Consider the following 16,818-nt stretch of genomic DNA (forward strand, 5'->3'; position numbering starts at 1 on the left):
TGGTCGCCGGGCGAGTCGGTCTGTGGCTCGGCATGGGCGAACAGACCCAGGCCATCCTGGACATCGCCCGCCCCATCGGCCAGCTGATCGCCGCCGTCCTCGTCGTCCGATGGCTGTTGGCCTGCCTCGCAGGCCGCGTGCACCCGCTGGGCGGTCTGGGCATCGCGATGGCGACCTTCGTCGTCTTCTTTCCGTTCGTGCAGGCCTGGTATCTGCTGTGGGCGATCATTCCGCTCGCCGCGTGGGCGACCACCCGGTGGTTCCGCATCGGTACCGTGGTCATCTCCGCGATCATGTCCGTCGTCGTGATGCCGACGAGCTCGGACACGCCGCCGCTCGTCGTCGCGCAAGGCCTGCTGACGGGCGTGATCATGGCCGCAGTCGCGGCAACGGCGTTCTTCATCGACAGCCCGTTGCGGCTGTGGCTATCGCGGCGTCGCCGACCGAAGTCCGGCTGATGCGTACGCCCCGGTGAACCCGGGTACCCGCACGTCGGGCACGCCGTGTGTGCCCGGGCACACCCCCGCGACCCGCTGCCTGCTCGCGCCCGCGACTCGCTTAGGCTGATGGTCGTGCGCAACGCCCCCACCTCTTCGAACGGTTCGGCAGGTCGCGCCGCGGGTGAGACCACGCTGAGTATCCGAGGCCTCGTCAAGCGGTATGGCGAGACCGCCGCCGTCGACGGGCTCGGCCTGGACATGCGCCGGGGCGAGGTTCTTGCTCTTCTCGGACCCAACGGCGCAGGAAAGACCACGACCGTCGAGATCTGCGAGGGATTCGGTCGTGCCGACGCTGGCGAGGTCCGCGTGCTCGGATTAGACCCGGTGTCCGACAACGACGCGTTACGCAGCCGGATCGGGGTGATGTTGCAGGGCGGCGGCGCCTATCCCGGTGCGAAGGCCGCCGAAATGCTCCGCCTGTGTGCGTCGTACTGCGCGGACCCCCTCGATCCGGCGTGGTTGATGGAGGTCCTCGGTATCGTCGACATCGCGAACACACCGTTTCGCCGACTGTCGGGCGGCCAGCAGCAACGCCTGTCTCTGGCCTGTGCCCTCGTCGGGCGACCCGAACTCGTCTTCTTGGACGAGCCGACGGCCGGCCTCGACGCTCATGCCCGAATCATGGTGTGGGAACTCATCTCCCGGCTCAAGTCCGACGGCGTCTCGGTGCTGCTGACGACGCATCATCTCGAAGAAGCCGAGGAACTAGCCGACCACATCGTGATCATCGACCGAGGCCGTGCGGTCGCGTCGGGAACACCGGCGGACCTCGTACGACGCGATGCCGACGGACAGCTCCGGCTCACCGCAGAGGGCGTAGACGACGATGCCCTGGCCGCCGCGCTACCGACCGGATACACGTGTACCCGCAGCCAGGCCGGCGACCACCTCGTGCGCGGCGGCGACATCACGCCGCAGATCGTCGCTTCGGTCGCCGCGTGGTGCGCCGACAACGATGTCCTGGTGACGGCGTTGACCGTCGACACGAATTCACTCCAAGACGTCTTCTTGGAACTGACCGGCCGTGAGGTGCGCGCATGACCGAGATCTCCCACGGCAGTCCGAACCGCTTCCCCGCGGGCACGTTCGCGCCCGCCCCGGCGCCTGCGTCGTTGCCCGCGATGATCGCGGCGCAGACGCGCATGGAGTTGACGTTGCTGTTGCGCAACGGCGAACAACTGCTGCTCACCATGTTCATCCCGATCACACTCATGATCGGTCTCAGTCTGCTGCCGATCGACACCGGATCTGGCGATACCACCGCCGCACGCGCGACGACGTTCGTTCCGGCGATCCTCGCGGTCGCGATCATGTCGACTGCGTTCACCGGACAGGCGATCGCAGTCGGCTTCGACCGGCGATACGGCGCACTGAAGCGTCTTGGGGCCACCCCGATCCCCCGCTGGGGGATCATCGCAGGCAAGTCCTGTGCCGTGATCCTCGTCGTGATTCTGCAGTCGGTGATCCTCGGCGCCATCGGAGTGGCGCTCGGCTGGCGTCCATCGATCGGCGGCCTTCTGCTTGGCGCAGTCATCGTCGCCCTCGGCACGATCGCATTCGCGGTCCTCGGCCTCCTCCTCGGCGGGACCATGAAAGCCGAGGTCGTCCTCGCCCTCGGCAACCTGATCTGGTTCGTTCTGCTCGGTCTGGGCAGCCTCATCGTCTTCGACGAGCATGTTCCCTCTTTCGTCCACTGGGCGGCCCGCTGTTCTCCGTCCGGCGCTCTCACCGAGGCCCTCACGCGGGCACTCGACTCGTCGGTGGATCTGTTCGGCATCGGCGTGCTTGCGGCCTGGGCGGTCGTCGGCGGCGCTCTCTCAGTGAGGTGGTTTCGCTTCCAATGACGTCTACCAATGAGCGGTCTACGGGCACGGCAGCGCCGCGCAGGCAGTCGCTGATGCGGTCGTGGGGCGGGTTCCGGGCGCCTTCGCGCCGGTTCCTCTACCGCTGGGCGATCGCCGACCTCGCCGCGAACATTCTTCTGGTGGTGACCGGCGGCGCCGTCCGCGTGACCGATTCGGGGCTCGGCTGTCCGACGTGGCCGCAGTGCACGTCGGGTTCACTCACACCCCACGCCGCCATGGGCATCCACGGGGTGATCGAGTTCGGCAACCGGATGCTCACCTGGGTGCTCGTCGTCGTCGCCATCGCGACGTTCGTCGCCGCGATGCGCTACCGGCCGGTCGACCGCCTCGCGCGCAGGCTGTCACTCGGCATCGGACTCGGGGTTCCGTTGCAGGCGGTCGTCGGCGGCATCACCGTGTTGACCGACCTCAATCCGTGGATCGTGTCCTTGCACTTCTTGGCGACGATGCTGATCATCTCGTTCGCGACCTGGCTCGTGGTGCATACCGATCCGCGGCGGGCCGACGACGTTCCGTCGGAGGCCGCACCGGTGATCACGCGGATCGCTATCATCGCGTCGTGGGCCGTGTACGCGGTCACCTGGGTGACGGTCTACCTCGGGACAGTCGTCACCGGATCGGGACCGCACGCCGGTGACCTCGACTCCAAACGTAACGGGCTGCAGCCGACACAGGCGACCCAGTTGCATGTAGACGCCGTATGGACCCTCGTGGGGATCTCGGCGGGCCTCATCGTCATCGCCGTGGTCGCCCGCCTCGCGATCCGTCGAGCGACGCTGATCTTCGGCGGCGTGATCGTGCTCCAGGGACTCCTCGGCTACATCCAGTACGCGACCGAGCTGCCCGAATGGATGGTCGTGCTGCACATGTTCGGCAGCGCGCTCCTGATGGCCGGAGCCACCTATCTGTTAGCCAGCGCCGTCCGCTCCAATCACGTAACAGCCCCCAACCCCACCTAGTCGAGAATCTTGCGGTTCCGGGGCTTCGGGAAACGCTTCTGACCGGCGACCCACCCGGCCATCTTGCGCCAGTGCTTCGGCGAGACGCTCGCTGCAGAGGTGAGTTCGCGATCCCATTCGGCGATCTCGAGACCGTCGACAGCGTCGACCACGGCCTCTGCCGTTGCCACGTCGGCGACGACGCGGTCGCCGAGGAGTCCGCCCTCCTCGCCCACCAGCGTCACCCGGACGCCGGCCTGCCCGGTCGGCTGCAGGACGGCCTTCGCGGAGCCGCCTACGGCCGCCACGAATCCGCGGATCGACGAGACCACGTCGGACGGGGCGGTCGCGGGAGTCTTCTCAGCGGTTTCTTCACTCATGCGGGTGATCATACCGGCGTGCGAGAATGTGTTCATGCGCGCGATCCATGTGACGGCTCATGGCGGCCCGGACGTCCTCGCGGCGGTCGATGTCCCCGACCCGCAGCCCGGTCCGGACGAACTCCTCGTCCGGGTGGGCGCCGCGGGCGTCAACTTCGTCGACACGTACTTCCGTTCGGGCCTCTACCCGTCGACACCGCCGTACGTCCCAGGGACCGAAGGCTCCGGTGAAGTGATCGGGTTGGGCTCCGGAGTCACAGATTTCCGTGTCGGCGACCGCGTCGCATGGTCGGATGCTCCGGGGTCGTACGCGCAGAAGGCCGTCGTGCCGACGAGTCGGGCACTGCGTGTCCCGGACGGCGTCACCGACGAGGTCGCCGGATCCTCGCTCTTGCGCGGGCTTACTGCGCACTACCTTCTCGACGGCAGCGCGCACCCACAGTCCGACGACACGATCCTGCTTCACGCCGGTGCGGGCGGCGTGGGCCTCATCCTGACCGAATGGGCTCACTCGCGCGGTATCTCGGTCATCACCACGGTCTCCTCAGACGCGAAGGAGGAGCTCTCCCGCGAGGCGGGCGCCGCACACGTGCTGCGGTACGACGACGATATTCCGGCGCGCGTGCGCGAACTCACCGATGGCCGCGGGGTGCCGGTGACCTACGACGGTGTCGGCAGGACGACGTTCGACGCGTCGATCGCATCGACCGCAGTCCGTGGCACCGTTGTCCTGTTCGGCGCAGCGAGTGGCCCGGTGCCGCCGTTCGATCTGCAGCGGCTCAACAGTGCCGGATCACTCTCGGTGACCCGGCCGACGCTCGCCCACTTCGTCGCCGACCGGGCCGAGCTCACCTGGCGGGCCGACGAGTTCTTCGGTGCGATCGCCGACGGTGTCCTGCACGTCTGCGTCGGCCAGAGGTTCGACCTGACTGACGCCGCCGAGGCCCACCGCGCACTCGAGTCGCGCGCCACGACCGGCGCGACCGCCCTGATTCCGTGACCGTCGACGCTGTGCGATAGAAGAACCGGCGATCACCCGGGTGACCTCGGAGGTCTGACCTCGGAGGTCCGGCGACGGCTAGGAGCCGAAGTACGAAGAGATGGGAGCCAGGTTGATGACGGCGTCGACCGCGAGACCGCAGAACAGGAGCGCGAGGTACTCGTTCGATACTAGGAAGATCTTGAGCGGCTTCAATTCCACGCCTGCCCGCGTCTGCACGTACAGCTTGGCGACCCACCAGATGAACCAGGCGCCGGAGCCGATCGCGACCACGAGGTAGATCCAACTGGTCGGCGGGATCAGGAACAGCGACGTGATTACGGTCAGCACCGTGTACACGAGCATCTGGAACGTGACCTTCTCGTCGGACGCGATCACCGGCAGCATCGGGACCCCGGCTGCGCGATAGTCCTCGCGGTATCGCATCGCCAGCGCCCAGGTGTGCGGCGGCGTCCAGAAGAACACCACGAGGAACAGCACGAAGGGCTGCCAGCTCAGGTCATGGGTCACCGCGGCCCAACCGACCAGCGCGGGCATGCATCCGGCTGCGCCGCCCCAGATCACGTTCTGCCAGGTGCGTCGCTTGAGGATCAACGTGTAGACGCCCACATAGAACCCGATGGTCACCATCACCAGGATCGACGGCAGGAACGACCGGTTGCCGTCGTCATCGGCGGTGCCGAAGTACAGGACTGCGAACGACGCTGCAGCCATGACGATCCCGAAGATCAGCACATTGCGGATCGGCACCGCCTTGCGCGCGAGGGGACGCTTCTGCGTGCGCTTCATCTTCTGGTCGATGTCGGCGTCAGCCACCATATTGAGACTGTTGGCGCTGGCCGCGCCCAGCCAACCGCCGACGACGGTCACCAGGATCAACCAGATGTCGATATGCCCTCGGTGTGCCTGAAGCATCACCGGGATCGTCGCGACGAGGAGGAGTTCGATGACCCGCGGCTTGGTCAGGGCGATGTATGCCAAGACCGTGGCACGCACTCGAGCCAATCCGGTGGACTCAGTCACGTCGACGCCGGCGCTCTCCCGAGTCCTCACACATGCTCCTCACATCAGCACAGCCGTGTTCGGACGCGTCCACGCCGACGGCTACTACAAGCGATGGTAGACCGGCGCGCAGTCGTCGGCGGAATCGGGCGGACACAGGTGCGACAATCGCCACACCGGAGGATTAGCGGCAGCCGCGCGCACATATCTCCCGCACCGCTAGGCTGGGACTCACCATTGTCCGCGGGGGCAGAAGCCACAGACGCACAGGAGACACCACGATCGTGCCCATCACCGATGAGATTCGCGCGCTGACCCGACCCGTCCACCCGTCCGACTGGACCGATGTGGACACCAAAGCAGTCGACACCGCCCGCATCCTTGCCGCCGACGCCGTCCAGAACTGTGGCAGCGGTCACCCCGGCACCGCGATGAGCCTGGCGCCCCTCGCCTACAGCCTCTACCAGCGCGTCATGCGCCACGACCCGACCGACCCCGCGTGGGTCGGCCGCGACCGATTCGTGCTCTCGTGCGGGCACTCGAGCCTCACCCAGTACATCCAGCTGTACCTCGGTGGGTTCGGCCTCGAGCTCGATGACCTCGTCGCCCTGCGTACCTGGGGCTCGTTGACACCCGGCCATCCCGAGTTCCATCACACGAAGGGCGTCGAGATCACCACCGGTCCGCTCGGGCAGGGGCTCGCCTCCGCCGTGGGCATGGCCATGGCGTCCCGCCGCGAACGCGGACTCTTCGACCCGCACGCAGCCGTCGGCGAGAGCCCGTTCGATCACTACGTCTACGTCATCGCCTCCGACGGCGACATCGAAGAAGGCGTGACGTCCGAGGCGTCGTCACTGGCCGGGACACAGCAGCTCGGCAATCTGGTCGTCTTCTACGACGCCAATGAGATCTCCATCGAGGACGACACCAAGATCGCGCTGTCCGAGGACACCGCCAAGCGCTATGAGGCGTACGGCTGGCATGTGCAGACCGTCGAGGGCGGCGAGAACGTCGCCGCCATCGAAGAGGCGATCGAGGCGGCGAAAGCCGTCATCGACCGGCCGTCGATCATCGTGCTCCGCACGATCATCGGGTTCCCTGCGCCGAGCAAGATGAATACGGGAGCCGCACACGGTAGCGCGCTGGGCGCCGACGAGGTGGCCGCCACCAAGGAGGCCATCGGTTTCGACCCGGAGAAGAACTTCGACGTCGCCGACGACGTCATCGCGCACACCCGCGGTCTGGCCGAGCGCGCGGCGGCCGATCGCGCGGGGTGGCAGAAGGGCTTCGACGCCTGGGCCACAGCGAACCCGGAGAACAAGGCCCTGTTCGACCGTCTGTTCGCGGGCGAGTTCCCCGACGGCTGGACCGACGTCTTCCCGACATGGGAGCCCGGCGACAAGGACGTCGCCACCCGATCGGCGTCCGGCAAGGTTCTCGGTGCGCTGGCGCCCGTCCTTCCCGAACTCTGGGGAGGTTCGGCCGACCTCGCGGGATCGAACAATACGACCATGTCCGGCGAACCGTCGTTCGGTCCGGAGACGATCGCGACGTCGACATGGAAGGCCGAGCCGTACGGCCGGACCCTGCACTTCGGCGTCCGTGAGCACGCGATGGGCGCGATCCTGTCCGGCATCGTCCTGCACGGCCCGACCCGCGCCTACGGCGGCACGTTCCTGCAGTTCGCCGACTACATGCGGCCGTCCGTGCGGTTGGCCTCCCTCATGGAGATCGACCCGATCTACGTGTGGACACACGACTCCATCGGCCTCGGCGAGGACGGTCCGACACACCAGCCGATCGAACACCTGGCGGCACTCCGCGCGATCCCGAACCTCGACGTCGTGCGTCCGGCGGACGCCAACGAGACCGCGTACGCGTGGCGTCATCTGTTGACCCGCCGAGATCACCCGGTCGGTCTCGCCCTGACCCGCCAGAACGTACCCGTCCTGGCAGGCACCTCGTTCGAGGGCGTATCGCGCGGCGGCTATGTGCTCACCGATACCGAAGGAACTCCCGATGTCGTCTTGATCGGCACCGGCTCCGAGGTCCAACTCGCGGTGCAGGCCGGCGAGGCGCTCGCCGCCGACGGCATCACGGCGCGTGTCGTGTCGATGCCGTCCATCGAATGGTTCGACGAGCAGGACGCCGACTACCGCGAGAGCGTGCTGCCGACCGGAGTGCCCCGCGTGAGCGTCGAAGCGGGCATCGCGATGCCGTGGCATGCCGTTGTCGCGGGCGGCGCGATCGTCTCGCTCGAGCACTTCGGCGCGTCGGCTCCGTACCAGAAGCTGTACGAGGAGTTCGGCCTGACCGCCGACGCCGTCGCCGACGCAGCTCGCGGCCTGCTCGGTCGCTGAGCATCTCAGATCCTCCCTCCCACTAGATCTGGAGCAGAACTCATGACTCAGAACAGCAATCTCGTCGCGCTCTCCGAAGCCGGGGTGTCCGTATGGCTCGACGATCTCTCGCGTGACCTCATCTCATCGGGCGGCCTGCAGGAGCAGATCGATACCCGCAGTGTTGTCGGCGTCACGACCAATCCGTCGATCTTCCAGAACGCGATCTCCTCGGGTTCGAGCGCCTACGCAGGGCAGATCGCCGAGCTCTCGAAGTCGGGCTCGGACATCGACACCGCGATCACCTCGATCACCACCGATGACGTCCGTTCGGCGTGCGACGTCCTCGCTCCCGCCTTCGAGGCGTCGGGCGGCGCCGACGGCCGCGTGTCCATCGAGGTCGACCCGCGCTTGGCGAACAAGACCGCCGAGACCGTCGAACAGGCAGTCCAGCTGTGGAACCTGGTCGATCGGAAGAATCTCTTCATCAAGATTCCGGCCACTGCTGCAGGAATTCCGGCGATCGCCGATGTGATCGCGCAGGGCATCAGCGTGAACGTGACCCTGATCTTCTCGGTCGAGCGTTACCGCGAAGTCATGGATGCGTACCTCGACGGGCTCGATCGCGCCCTGCGCAATGGACACGACGTCGCCTCGATCGCCTCGGTCGCGTCGTTCTTCGTCTCGCGCGTGGACACCGAGATCGACAAGCGTCTCGACGCGATCGGGACTCCGGAGGCTCTCGAGCTGCGCGGCAAGGCCGGCCTGGCCAACGCCCGTCTGGCGTACGCGGCGTATCAGGAGGTCTTCGAGACCGAGACCCGCTTCCCCGACCTGCAGGCGCACGGCGCGGTCCCCCAGCGCGCGCTGTGGGCGTCGACCGGTGTGAAGAACCCCGATTACCCGGACACGCTGTACGTCAGCGAGCTCGTCGCACCGAACACGGTCAACACTGTGCCCGGTAAGACCCTCGAAGCGTACGCAGACCACGGATGGGTCGACACCGAGTCGATCATCGGACGCGGACCGGAGTCCCGCGCGGTGTTCGACGCACTCGCCGCCGCAGGCGTCGATCTCCCCGACGTGTTCGCACTGCTCGAGCGCGAGGGCGTCGAGAAGTTCGAGCAGGCGTGGGACGAACTGCTCACCGCGACGGCGACGCAGTTGGACGCCGGCCGCTAGCGCACTGCGATCACGACCAAGCGAGACGAAGCGACGGAAGGCGACAGAGTGCCTCGAAAGGCCCAGTCCGAATGGACCAACCCGCTTCGTGATCCGCACGACCGACGGCTCCCGCGAATCGCGGGGCCGTCGGCGCTGGTCATCTTCGGGGTGACCGGCGATCTGGCTCGCCGCAAATTGATGCCTGCCGTCTACGACCTCGCGAACCGCGGGCTCTTGCCGCCGAGCTTCGCCCTGGTCGGATTCGCCCGGCGCGACTGGGCCCACGAAGACTTCGCCCAGGTGGTCCGGGAGGCCGTCGAAGCGAACTGCCGCACCGGTTTCCGGACCGAGGTGTGGGATCGACTGGCCGAGGGCATCCGGTTCGTGTCGGGCACGTTCGAGGACGACGACGCCTTCGAGCGGTTGCAGAGCACTCTCGCCGACCTGGACAACGACCGCGGCACCGACGGTAACCACGCCTACTACCTGTCGATTCCGCCGAATGCGTTCCCCGTCGTGTTGAGCCAGCTGCGTCGTACCGGGATGGCCGACGAGTCCGGAGACGCGTGGCGGCGGGTCGTCATCGAGAAGCCGTTCGGTCACGACCAGGATTCGGCGATCGAGCTCAACGAGCTCGTCAACAGCGTGTTCGCCGAAGAATCGGTGTTCCGCATCGACCACTATCTCGGCAAGGAGACCGTCCAGAACATCCTGGCACTCCGGTTCGCGAACCAACTGTTCGACCCGTTGTGGAGTTCGCACTACATCGACCATGTGCAGATCACGATGGCCGAAGACATCGGGTTGGGCGGGCGCGCAGGCTATTACGACGGCATCGGCGCAGCCCGGGACGTGATCCAGAACCATCTGCTTCAGCTGTTGGCGTTGGTCGCGATGGAAGAACCGGTCTCCTTCTCGCCGCACCATCTGCAGACCGAGAAGATCAAGGTCCTGCAGTCCACCCGCAATATTCTGCCGATCGCGGAGAACTCGGCGCGCGGCCAGTACGCCGCAGGCTGGCAGGGCTCCGAGCCCGTCGTCGGCCTCAAGGACGAGGACGGTTTCGCAGCCGACTCCACGACCGAGACGTTCGCGGCAATCGCCCTCGAGGTCGACACCCGACGGTGGGCGGGTGTGCCGTTCTACCTTCGAAGCGGTAAACGCCTCGGCAGGCGGGTCACCGAGATCGCACTCGTCTTCAAGCGGGCCCCGCATCTGCCCTTCGACGACACGATGACCGCAGAGCTGGGCCAGAACGCGCTCGTGATCCGCGTGCAGCCCGACGAGGGCGTCACCCTGCGGTTCGGGTCGAAGGTCCCGGGCTCGTCGATGGAGGTCCGAGACGTCAACATGGACTTCAGTTACGGTGGCGCGTTCACCGTCTCCTCCCCCGAGGCGTACGAGCGTCTCCTGCTGGACGTCTTGTTGGGCGAGCCGTCGTTGTTCCCGGTCAACGAGGAAGTCGAACTCAGTTGGCAGATCCTCGACCCGGTCCTGGCCGAATGGGCGGAGTCCGGGACACCGGACGAGTACGAATCAGGCACCTGGGGGCCGCAGTCGGCGGACACCATGATGGCGCGTACCAGACGCGTGTGGAGGCGACCGTGAGCCTCGCGCAGAACAGGAGCCGTCGATGATCGTCGACCTGCCAGATACCGACACCACCTCGATCAGCAAGAAGCTCGTCCGGATGCGTAGCAGCGGGGGTGCGGTCACCCTGGGACGTGTGCTGACGTTGATCATCGACGTCGATGCGGGTGCGGCCACCGAGGAGGCCGTCGAGGCCTCGAACGGGGCCAGCCGCGAGCACCCCTGCCGCGTGATCGTCGTCTCGCGCGGCACCAGGGATGGCGATGCGCGCCTCGACGCGCAGATCCGCGTCGGTGGCGATGCGGGAGCATCCGAGGTCGTGTTGTTGACGCTCTCGGGGGCACTCGCCGAACACCCGCACGCCGTCGTCACCCCTTTTCTTCTGCCCGACACCCCGGTCGTCACATGGTGGCCTGGACGCGCACCGGAGATTCCGTCGCAGGATCGTCTTGGACGTCTGGCATCCCGCCGAATCACCGACGCGCGCAATGCATCCGACCCCGCTGCGTTCCTCGCTGCCCGACGGTCCGGGTACTCCCCCGGCGACACCGATCTCGCATGGTCGGCTCTCACGCCTTCGAGGGCGCTGTTCGTGTCGGCGCTCGACCGACCGCCGCACACGACCATCACCGGAGCCGAGGTGACCGGATCACTCGATATGCCGGGACTCGACATGTTCGCAGGCTGGCTCGCTTCGGCGCTCGACGTTCGTGTGGTCCGCAAGCCGGGAGTGCTCGCCGTCCGACTGCATCGAGAGGGCTCCGAACTCGCGATGACCGTCAACGACGACGGGACCAGCGGCACTGTGTCGAGCACCGGCCACCCCGACGGCCGAGTCGCGTACGCGAGCCGGACGACAGGCGAATGCCTCGCCGAGGAACTCCGCAGTCTGGACGCGGACGAAGTGTACGAGGCGGCGCTGCGCGGGCTGCCCGCCGTGGAATTCGAGGAGGCGAAATGACACACCCGCACGAGGGGACGTCCGACGTCGGCCGAACCGAGACCCTGATCTTCGATTCGTCGGCCGAGTTGATCCGAACGGCTCGAGATCGGTTCGTCGATGTGGTGTGTCGGGCACAGGAGTCGCACGGTATCGCGTCGGTGGCCTTGACCGGCGGCTCCAACGGCATCGGGCTGTTGAAAGCGCTCGCAGCCGATTCCGGCGACATCGCGTGGGACCGGGTCGAGATCTACTGGGGCGACGACCGTTTCGTCCCGAGCGCCGACCCCGAGCGCAACGCCGGTCAAGCATTCGACGCCTTGCTGTCCTCGGTTCCGGTCGACCCGGCGCGTGTCCACGTCATGGCGCCGTCCGACGGCGAGTTCGGCGACGACATCGAGGCCGCCGCCCGCGATTACGCCCGTCTGATCGGGCAGGAGACCGTATTCGACATCCACCTCCTCGGCATGGGTGGTGAAGGGCATATCAACTCGCTGTTCCCGCACACCGTGGCCACCGCCGAGGACGTTGCGCCGGTGGTCGCGGTGACGGACTCGCCGAAGCCGCCACCAGCACGTCTGACATTGACGTTCCCGGTGATCAACCGCTCACGCGAAGTATGGCTTCTCGTCTCCGGCGAGGAGAAGGCGCAAGCCGTTGCGGCAGCCCACCGCGGGGCCTCGCGCGAGGACTGGCCGTGCGCTGGAGTCGACGGCACTGCGGCCACGGTCTGGTTCCTCGACCGTGCTTCGGCATCTGCACTCCCGTGAGGCTCTGACGACATCTCAGATCGGCCCGAGTACGACCACCCTGCGTAGTCGCTTCTCGGGCCGTTCTGTGTTCAGGTGAAGGATTACGCCCACCTGAATTCGAAGAGTCCTATATTTCTGTATTCCACACGATTTCCGATCATCACGATCGTGGAGATTGGCGGCCGCATGCCGGGCTCGTAACGTCGACGTCGGTTATGAGCGTTAGTGACAAGCCCTGGCTGGCTGACCGGCAACCCTCCACGCGGCGGGGTGCTCCAGGTGAGAACCCGACCGTGCGAGAGCCGCACGGTAAGCGCGAACTGATCAAGGACGTCACCGATCGTGACTCAACTATCCGAGCGACCGCTCACGGTCCCGAATCTCGTCAATCGTCCCGGAGACGACGAACTCGTCAGGGCACCACTGGTCGCCGCTCGCCGGCCCGGACAGTGGCTCGGCGTGCTCATAGTGCTGATCGCGCTGGCGATGCTCGGGCACACGCTGATCGTGAACGAGCGATTCCAATGGGGTGTCGTCGCCGACTATTTCACCGAGGATTCGATCCTGAGGGGTCTCGGGTTGACGATCTGGCTCACCGTCGCGGTGCTGGCCGTCGGCTATGCGCTCGGTATCGTGCTCGCCGCGATGCGACTGTCACAGAATCGGCTGCTGTCATCGATCGCATTCGCCTACGTGTGGCTGTTCCGATCGGTGCCCCCGCTGGTTCAGCTCCTCTTCTGGTACGAGCTGGCGTCGCTGTACCCGCAACTGTCGATCGGAGTCCCCTTCGGGCCGCAGTTCGCCTCGTTCGACACCGCGCGTCTGTTCAGCGGGGTCTTCGCTGCGTTCGTGGCGCTGTCGCTGGACATCGCCGCATTCGCCGCCGAAGTGGTCCGCGGTGGGCTCCTCTCGGTGGACCGCGGCCAGACCGAGGCGGCACAGTCATTGGGTCTCGGACGACTCCGCATATTCCGCCGCATCGTGCTGCCCCAAGCGATGCCGTCGATCATCCCGGCGTCCGGCAATATGCTCATCGGGCTCCTCAAGGCGACATCGATCGTCAGTGTCATCGCGGTCCAGGATCTGCTCTACTCCGCCGAGCTCATCTACCAGCAGAACTACCTGATCATTCCGCTGCTCCTCGTTGCGACGCTCTGGTACGTCATCCTCACGACGGTGCTGTCGGTCGGCCAACACTATGTCGAACGCCACTACGCGAAGGGCAGACGCGGCGGAGCCGGACACACACCGCTGCGCCGCTCATTCCGCGACAATCTGCCGCTGCTCGGCTCGGGCTGGTCCCGCGCCGGCGCGCTGGGAGGCAAAGCATGAGCGCCCCGGAAGTCGATGCGGCACAGGCGGTCCGGATCCGGGGACTGGCCAAGAGCTTCGGCGCAACGAGCGTACTGCAGGGCATCGATCTCGACGTCGCCGAAGGCGAGGTCACCGTCGTCATCGGACCGTCGGGATCAGGTAAGTCCACCTTGCTGCGATGCGTCAACCATCTGGAGCGACCCGACGCCGGGTTCGTCGAGGTCAGCGGCGAGATCATCGGATACCGTCCAGTCGGTGGTCGGCTCCGAGAACGCTCCGCACGCGAGGTCGCCCGCCAGCGGTCGCACATCGGCATGGTCTTCCAACAGTTCAATCTGTTCGGCCACCTCACCGCCGCCCAGAACATCGCCGAGGGGCCGATCGCCGCAGGCATTCCGCGAGCGCAGGCTCTTGCGGCCGCATCCGACCTGCTTACGCGGGTCGGACTCGGCGGCCGCGACGGCACCTATCCGAGCCAATTGTCCGGCGGACAGTGCCAACGTGTGGCCATCGCGCGCGCACTCGCTCAGAAGCCACGCATCATCCTGTTCGACGAACCGACGAGCGCCTTGGATCCCGAACTCGTCGGAGACGTCCTCTCCGTGATCCGCGATCTCGCCCACGACGGTATGACGATGCTCATCGTGACTCACGAGCTCGGCTTCGCCCGTGAAGTCGCGGACACCGTCGTCTTCGTCGACGGTGGACGAATCGTCGAGTCGGGCCACCCACGCACCGTGCTCTCCGCGCCCGCGCACGAGCGGACACGTGCATTCATCTCAGCCGTCCTTTGACGCTGCCCGGACTCGCTTTCCCCCCCTCACCTGCTCCTCATCATCTACAAGGACACACAATGTCGCACTCGCGAACTCTGCCACGACTCCTCGCAATCGGGATGGTCCTCCTCCTCACACTCGCCGGAGGCCTGACCGCATGCGGATCCGATTCGGGACCCGACGCCGCAGCCGATGCCGGCGCTGTGCCCACTCAGGACGTGGTCTCCTCGGTCGTCCGTGACCCTCGCGTAGCCGCGCTGCTGCCGGCCGACGTCCGCGCGTCCGGCGCCCTCACCGTCGGCTCGGTCGAAGCAGTCGGTCAGTCTCAACTCCCGCACGTCGGCGTCGTCGACGGAGATCAGGTCGGACTCGACATCGATATCGCGAACGCGGTCGCCAAGGTTCTCGGCGTCGACTGGCATCGCGAGTACGGCACGTTCGCGACAATCGTTCCCGGGGTGCAGAACGGACGCTACCAAGTGGGGCAGGCCAACTTCGGCGTCACGAAGGCGCGCACCGAGGTGCTCGACTTCGCCACCTATCTCAACGACGGGCAAGGATTCCTCGGAGCGTCGACGGTCGACTCCGACAAGATCGCGACACTCACCGACGCATGCGGGTACCGTATCGCAACTACGCCGGGGTCCACGTTCCAGACATTGTTGGAGACGCACGCGAGCGACTGCGCGAAGCAGGGCAAGAAGCCGTGGACGGTTCAGTACTTCGCCGACCAGGGGCCCATCGTCCTCGGCCTACAGAACGGCAAGGTCGACCTGATGTTCGGTCCAACGCTGAGCCTGCGATACGCGGCACAACACGTCCCGAACACCAAGTTCCTCGGTGAATTGACGGCGACACCGGTCGGGTTCGTCACCGCAAAGGGCTCCCCGATCGGCCCCGCCCTGAATGCTGCGGTCAACAAACTCATCGACACCGGCGACTACCACCGCATCTTCGAGAAGTGGGGCGTGACTCAGACACAGGTCCGGCGGTCCGAGATCAATCCATCCGCGACGTTCTGACGCACCGAACCCCGACATCTCAAACAAGGGAGGAACCATGTCCGCGATCACTGACCTGCATCTCGCGATTGCGCTCGACGGCGCGGGGTGGCATCGAGCCGCATGGCGGGAGAGCGACGCCCGCCCCGGCGACCTGTTCACTGGACCGTACTGGGCCGGCCTTGCGGCCACGGCCCGGCGAGGACTCATCGACTTCGTGACGATCGAGGACGCCTTCGAGCTGCAGTCCGACGCGATCGGCACACCCGACGGCCGAACCGATCGAGTGCGCGGACGGCTGGACGCGGTCGATATCGCCGCACGAATCGCTCCCTTGGTCCCTGGACTCGGAGTGATTCCGACCGCCGTCGCGACTCTCACCGAGCCGTTCCACCTGTCGAAGGCGATCGCAACCCTCGACTATGTGAGTATCGGCAACGCTGGAGTCCGCATCCAGGTGGCCGGCGCGACAGCAGCCCGGAATATCGGACGCCGGACCCTGCCGTCCGCGGACCGACTCGACTCGCCTGGTACCGAAGCGAACATCCGCGCACTGTTCGACGAGGCACGTGACTACGTTGAGGTGCTCCGTCGCCTGTGGGACAGCTGGGAGGACGACGCCGAGATCCGGGACGTCGCGACCGGACGCTTCATCGACCGGCACAAGCTCCATTACATCGACTTCGACGGTCCCCACTTCTCGGTTCGCGGCCCGTCGATCACGCCCCGGCCACCGCAGGGACATCCGCCGGTCGCGGCTCTCGCGCACTCCGCACCGGGATATGAGCTGATCGGTTCGTCCGCGGAGATCGGATTCGTCACCCCGCACAGTCAGTCCGACGCCGAGGCGATCGTTGCCGATATCAGGTCGGCTCAGCACGCCGCGGGCCGCAGCGACGACACCGTCCACGTTTTCGGCGAATTGGTGGTGGTGCTCGACGACACCGTCGAGGCGGCCCGCGCTCGCCTCAATCGTCTCGACGACGTCGCGGGGTCGGTATACACGAGCGACGCGGAGATCTTCGTCGGAACTGCGGACGGACTCTCGGACCTCCTGGTCGATCGCAGCACGGCGGGACTGACAGGTTTCCGGCTGCGGCCTGCGACCTTGCCGCACGATCTCGAGCAGATCGTCGACCGACTCGTTCCGGAGCTCCGTGCACGCGGTCGCTATCCCGAGACACCCCGCGCGGACACGCTCCGGGAACGTCTCGGACTGTCTCGACCCACCAACCGTTATGCGGCCACAGCATGAGG

Annotated in this window: 16 protein-coding genes and 1 riboswitch; of the genes, 14 read left to right on the forward strand and 2 right to left on the reverse strand. The window is 66.5% G+C overall.

The annotated features are described in order from the left end of the window. From mptB to ACTIMF_RS10705, 4 genes are all read left to right on the forward strand, one after another. On the forward strand, positions 1–458 hold a 458-nt coding region (gene mptB, locus ACTIMF_RS10690), incomplete at its 5' end, for a polyprenol phosphomannose-dependent alpha 1,6 mannosyltransferase MptB (RefSeq protein ID WP_442350270.1). 108 nt (positions 459–566) lie between these two features. Further along, positions 567–1,541: an ABC transporter ATP-binding protein gene (locus ACTIMF_RS10695; RefSeq protein ID WP_442350271.1), complete on the forward strand. Its 975-nt coding sequence runs from the start codon at positions 567–569 to the stop codon at positions 1,539–1,541. Continuing rightward, entirely contained in the window at positions 1,538–2,344 is an 807-nt protein-coding gene (locus tag ACTIMF_RS10700) for an ABC transporter permease (protein ID WP_442350272.1), read from the forward strand. The genes ACTIMF_RS10695 and ACTIMF_RS10700 overlap by 4 nt, the downstream gene beginning before the upstream one ends. Beyond that, positions 2,341–3,324: a COX15/CtaA family protein gene (locus ACTIMF_RS10705; RefSeq protein WP_442350273.1), complete on the forward strand. Its 984-nt coding sequence runs from the start codon at positions 2,341–2,343 to the stop codon at positions 3,322–3,324. The genes ACTIMF_RS10700 and ACTIMF_RS10705 overlap by 4 nt, the downstream gene beginning before the upstream one ends. Here ACTIMF_RS10705 and ACTIMF_RS10710 read toward each other — a convergent pair. Continuing rightward, on the reverse strand, positions 3,321–3,683 hold the full coding sequence (locus ACTIMF_RS10710) for a hypothetical protein (protein WP_442350274.1): 363 nt from the start codon (positions 3,681–3,683) through the stop codon (positions 3,321–3,323). The two genes, ACTIMF_RS10705 and ACTIMF_RS10710, sit on opposite strands and share 4 nt — an antisense overlap. A 34-nt stretch (positions 3,684–3,717) precedes the next feature. On the opposite strand from ACTIMF_RS10710, the gene ACTIMF_RS10715 reads away from it, so the two are divergent. Continuing rightward, positions 3,718–4,683: a quinone oxidoreductase family protein gene (locus tag ACTIMF_RS10715; protein ID WP_442350275.1), complete on the forward strand. Its 966-nt coding sequence runs from the start codon at positions 3,718–3,720 to the stop codon at positions 4,681–4,683. 78 nt (positions 4,684–4,761) lie between these two features. On the opposite strand, the gene ACTIMF_RS10720 is transcribed toward ACTIMF_RS10715, so the two are convergent. Further along, positions 4,762–5,736 (reverse strand): heme o synthase, encoded by a 975-nt coding sequence (locus ACTIMF_RS10720; RefSeq protein ID WP_442350276.1) that lies wholly within the window; start codon positions 5,734–5,736, stop codon positions 4,762–4,764. 233 nt (positions 5,737–5,969) lie between these two features. On the opposite strand from ACTIMF_RS10720, the gene tkt reads away from it, so the two are divergent. The 9 genes from tkt to ACTIMF_RS10765 all read left to right on the forward strand — a co-directional run bounded on the left by tkt (position 5,970) and on the right by ACTIMF_RS10765 (position 16,816). Beyond that, positions 5,970–8,045, forward strand: a complete 2,076-nt coding sequence (gene tkt, locus ACTIMF_RS10725; protein WP_442350277.1) for a transketolase — start codon at positions 5,970–5,972, stop codon at positions 8,043–8,045. Positions 8,046–8,087: 42 nt separating this feature from the next. After that, positions 8,088–9,206 (forward strand): transaldolase, encoded by a 1,119-nt coding sequence (gene tal, locus ACTIMF_RS10730; protein WP_442350278.1) that lies wholly within the window; start codon positions 8,088–8,090, stop codon positions 9,204–9,206. 48 nt (positions 9,207–9,254) lie between these two features. Further along, positions 9,255–10,796 carry a glucose-6-phosphate dehydrogenase gene (gene zwf, locus ACTIMF_RS10735; RefSeq protein ID WP_442350279.1) on the forward strand — a complete coding sequence of 514 codons (1,542 nt, stop codon included), beginning with the start codon at positions 9,255–9,257 and terminating at the stop codon, positions 10,794–10,796. Between the two features lie 25 nt (positions 10,797–10,821). Continuing rightward, positions 10,822–11,739 carry a glucose-6-phosphate dehydrogenase assembly protein OpcA gene (locus ACTIMF_RS10740; protein ID WP_442350280.1) on the forward strand — a complete coding sequence of 306 codons (918 nt, stop codon included), beginning with the start codon at positions 10,822–10,824 and terminating at the stop codon, positions 11,737–11,739. Further along, complete coding sequence (gene pgl / locus ACTIMF_RS10745; RefSeq protein WP_442350281.1) at positions 11,736–12,488, forward strand: 6-phosphogluconolactonase; 753 nt, start codon at positions 11,736–11,738, stop codon at positions 12,486–12,488. Before ACTIMF_RS10740 ends, pgl begins: the two co-directional genes overlap by 4 nt. Before the next feature lie 193 nt (positions 12,489–12,681). Continuing rightward, positions 12,682–12,792: riboswitch (SAM riboswitch) on the forward strand. 20 nt (positions 12,793–12,812) lie between these two features. Then, a complete protein-coding gene (locus tag ACTIMF_RS10750) occupies positions 12,813–13,802 on the forward strand; it encodes an amino acid ABC transporter permease (RefSeq protein WP_442350282.1) in 990 nt (329 codons plus the stop codon). Beyond that, the gene (locus ACTIMF_RS10755; protein WP_442350283.1) at positions 13,799–14,578 is read left to right on the forward strand and encodes an amino acid ABC transporter ATP-binding protein; all 780 of its coding nucleotides are present in this window, start codon (positions 13,799–13,801) and stop codon (positions 14,576–14,578) included. The genes ACTIMF_RS10750 and ACTIMF_RS10755 overlap by 4 nt, the downstream gene beginning before the upstream one ends. A gap of 59 nt (positions 14,579–14,637) precedes the next feature. Then, the gene (locus tag ACTIMF_RS10760; protein ID WP_442350284.1) at positions 14,638–15,582 is read left to right on the forward strand and encodes a transporter substrate-binding domain-containing protein; all 945 of its coding nucleotides are present in this window, start codon (positions 14,638–14,640) and stop codon (positions 15,580–15,582) included. A gap of 37 nt (positions 15,583–15,619) precedes the next feature. Beyond that, entirely contained in the window at positions 15,620–16,816 is a 1,197-nt protein-coding gene (locus ACTIMF_RS10765; protein WP_442350285.1) for an LLM class flavin-dependent oxidoreductase, read from the forward strand. Positions 16,817–16,818 lie beyond the last annotated feature (2 nt).

The organism is Gordonia sp. (in: high G+C Gram-positive bacteria) (genome assembly GCF_052106715.1).
Classification (GTDB): Bacteria; Actinomycetota; Actinomycetes; order Mycobacteriales; family Mycobacteriaceae; genus Gordonia.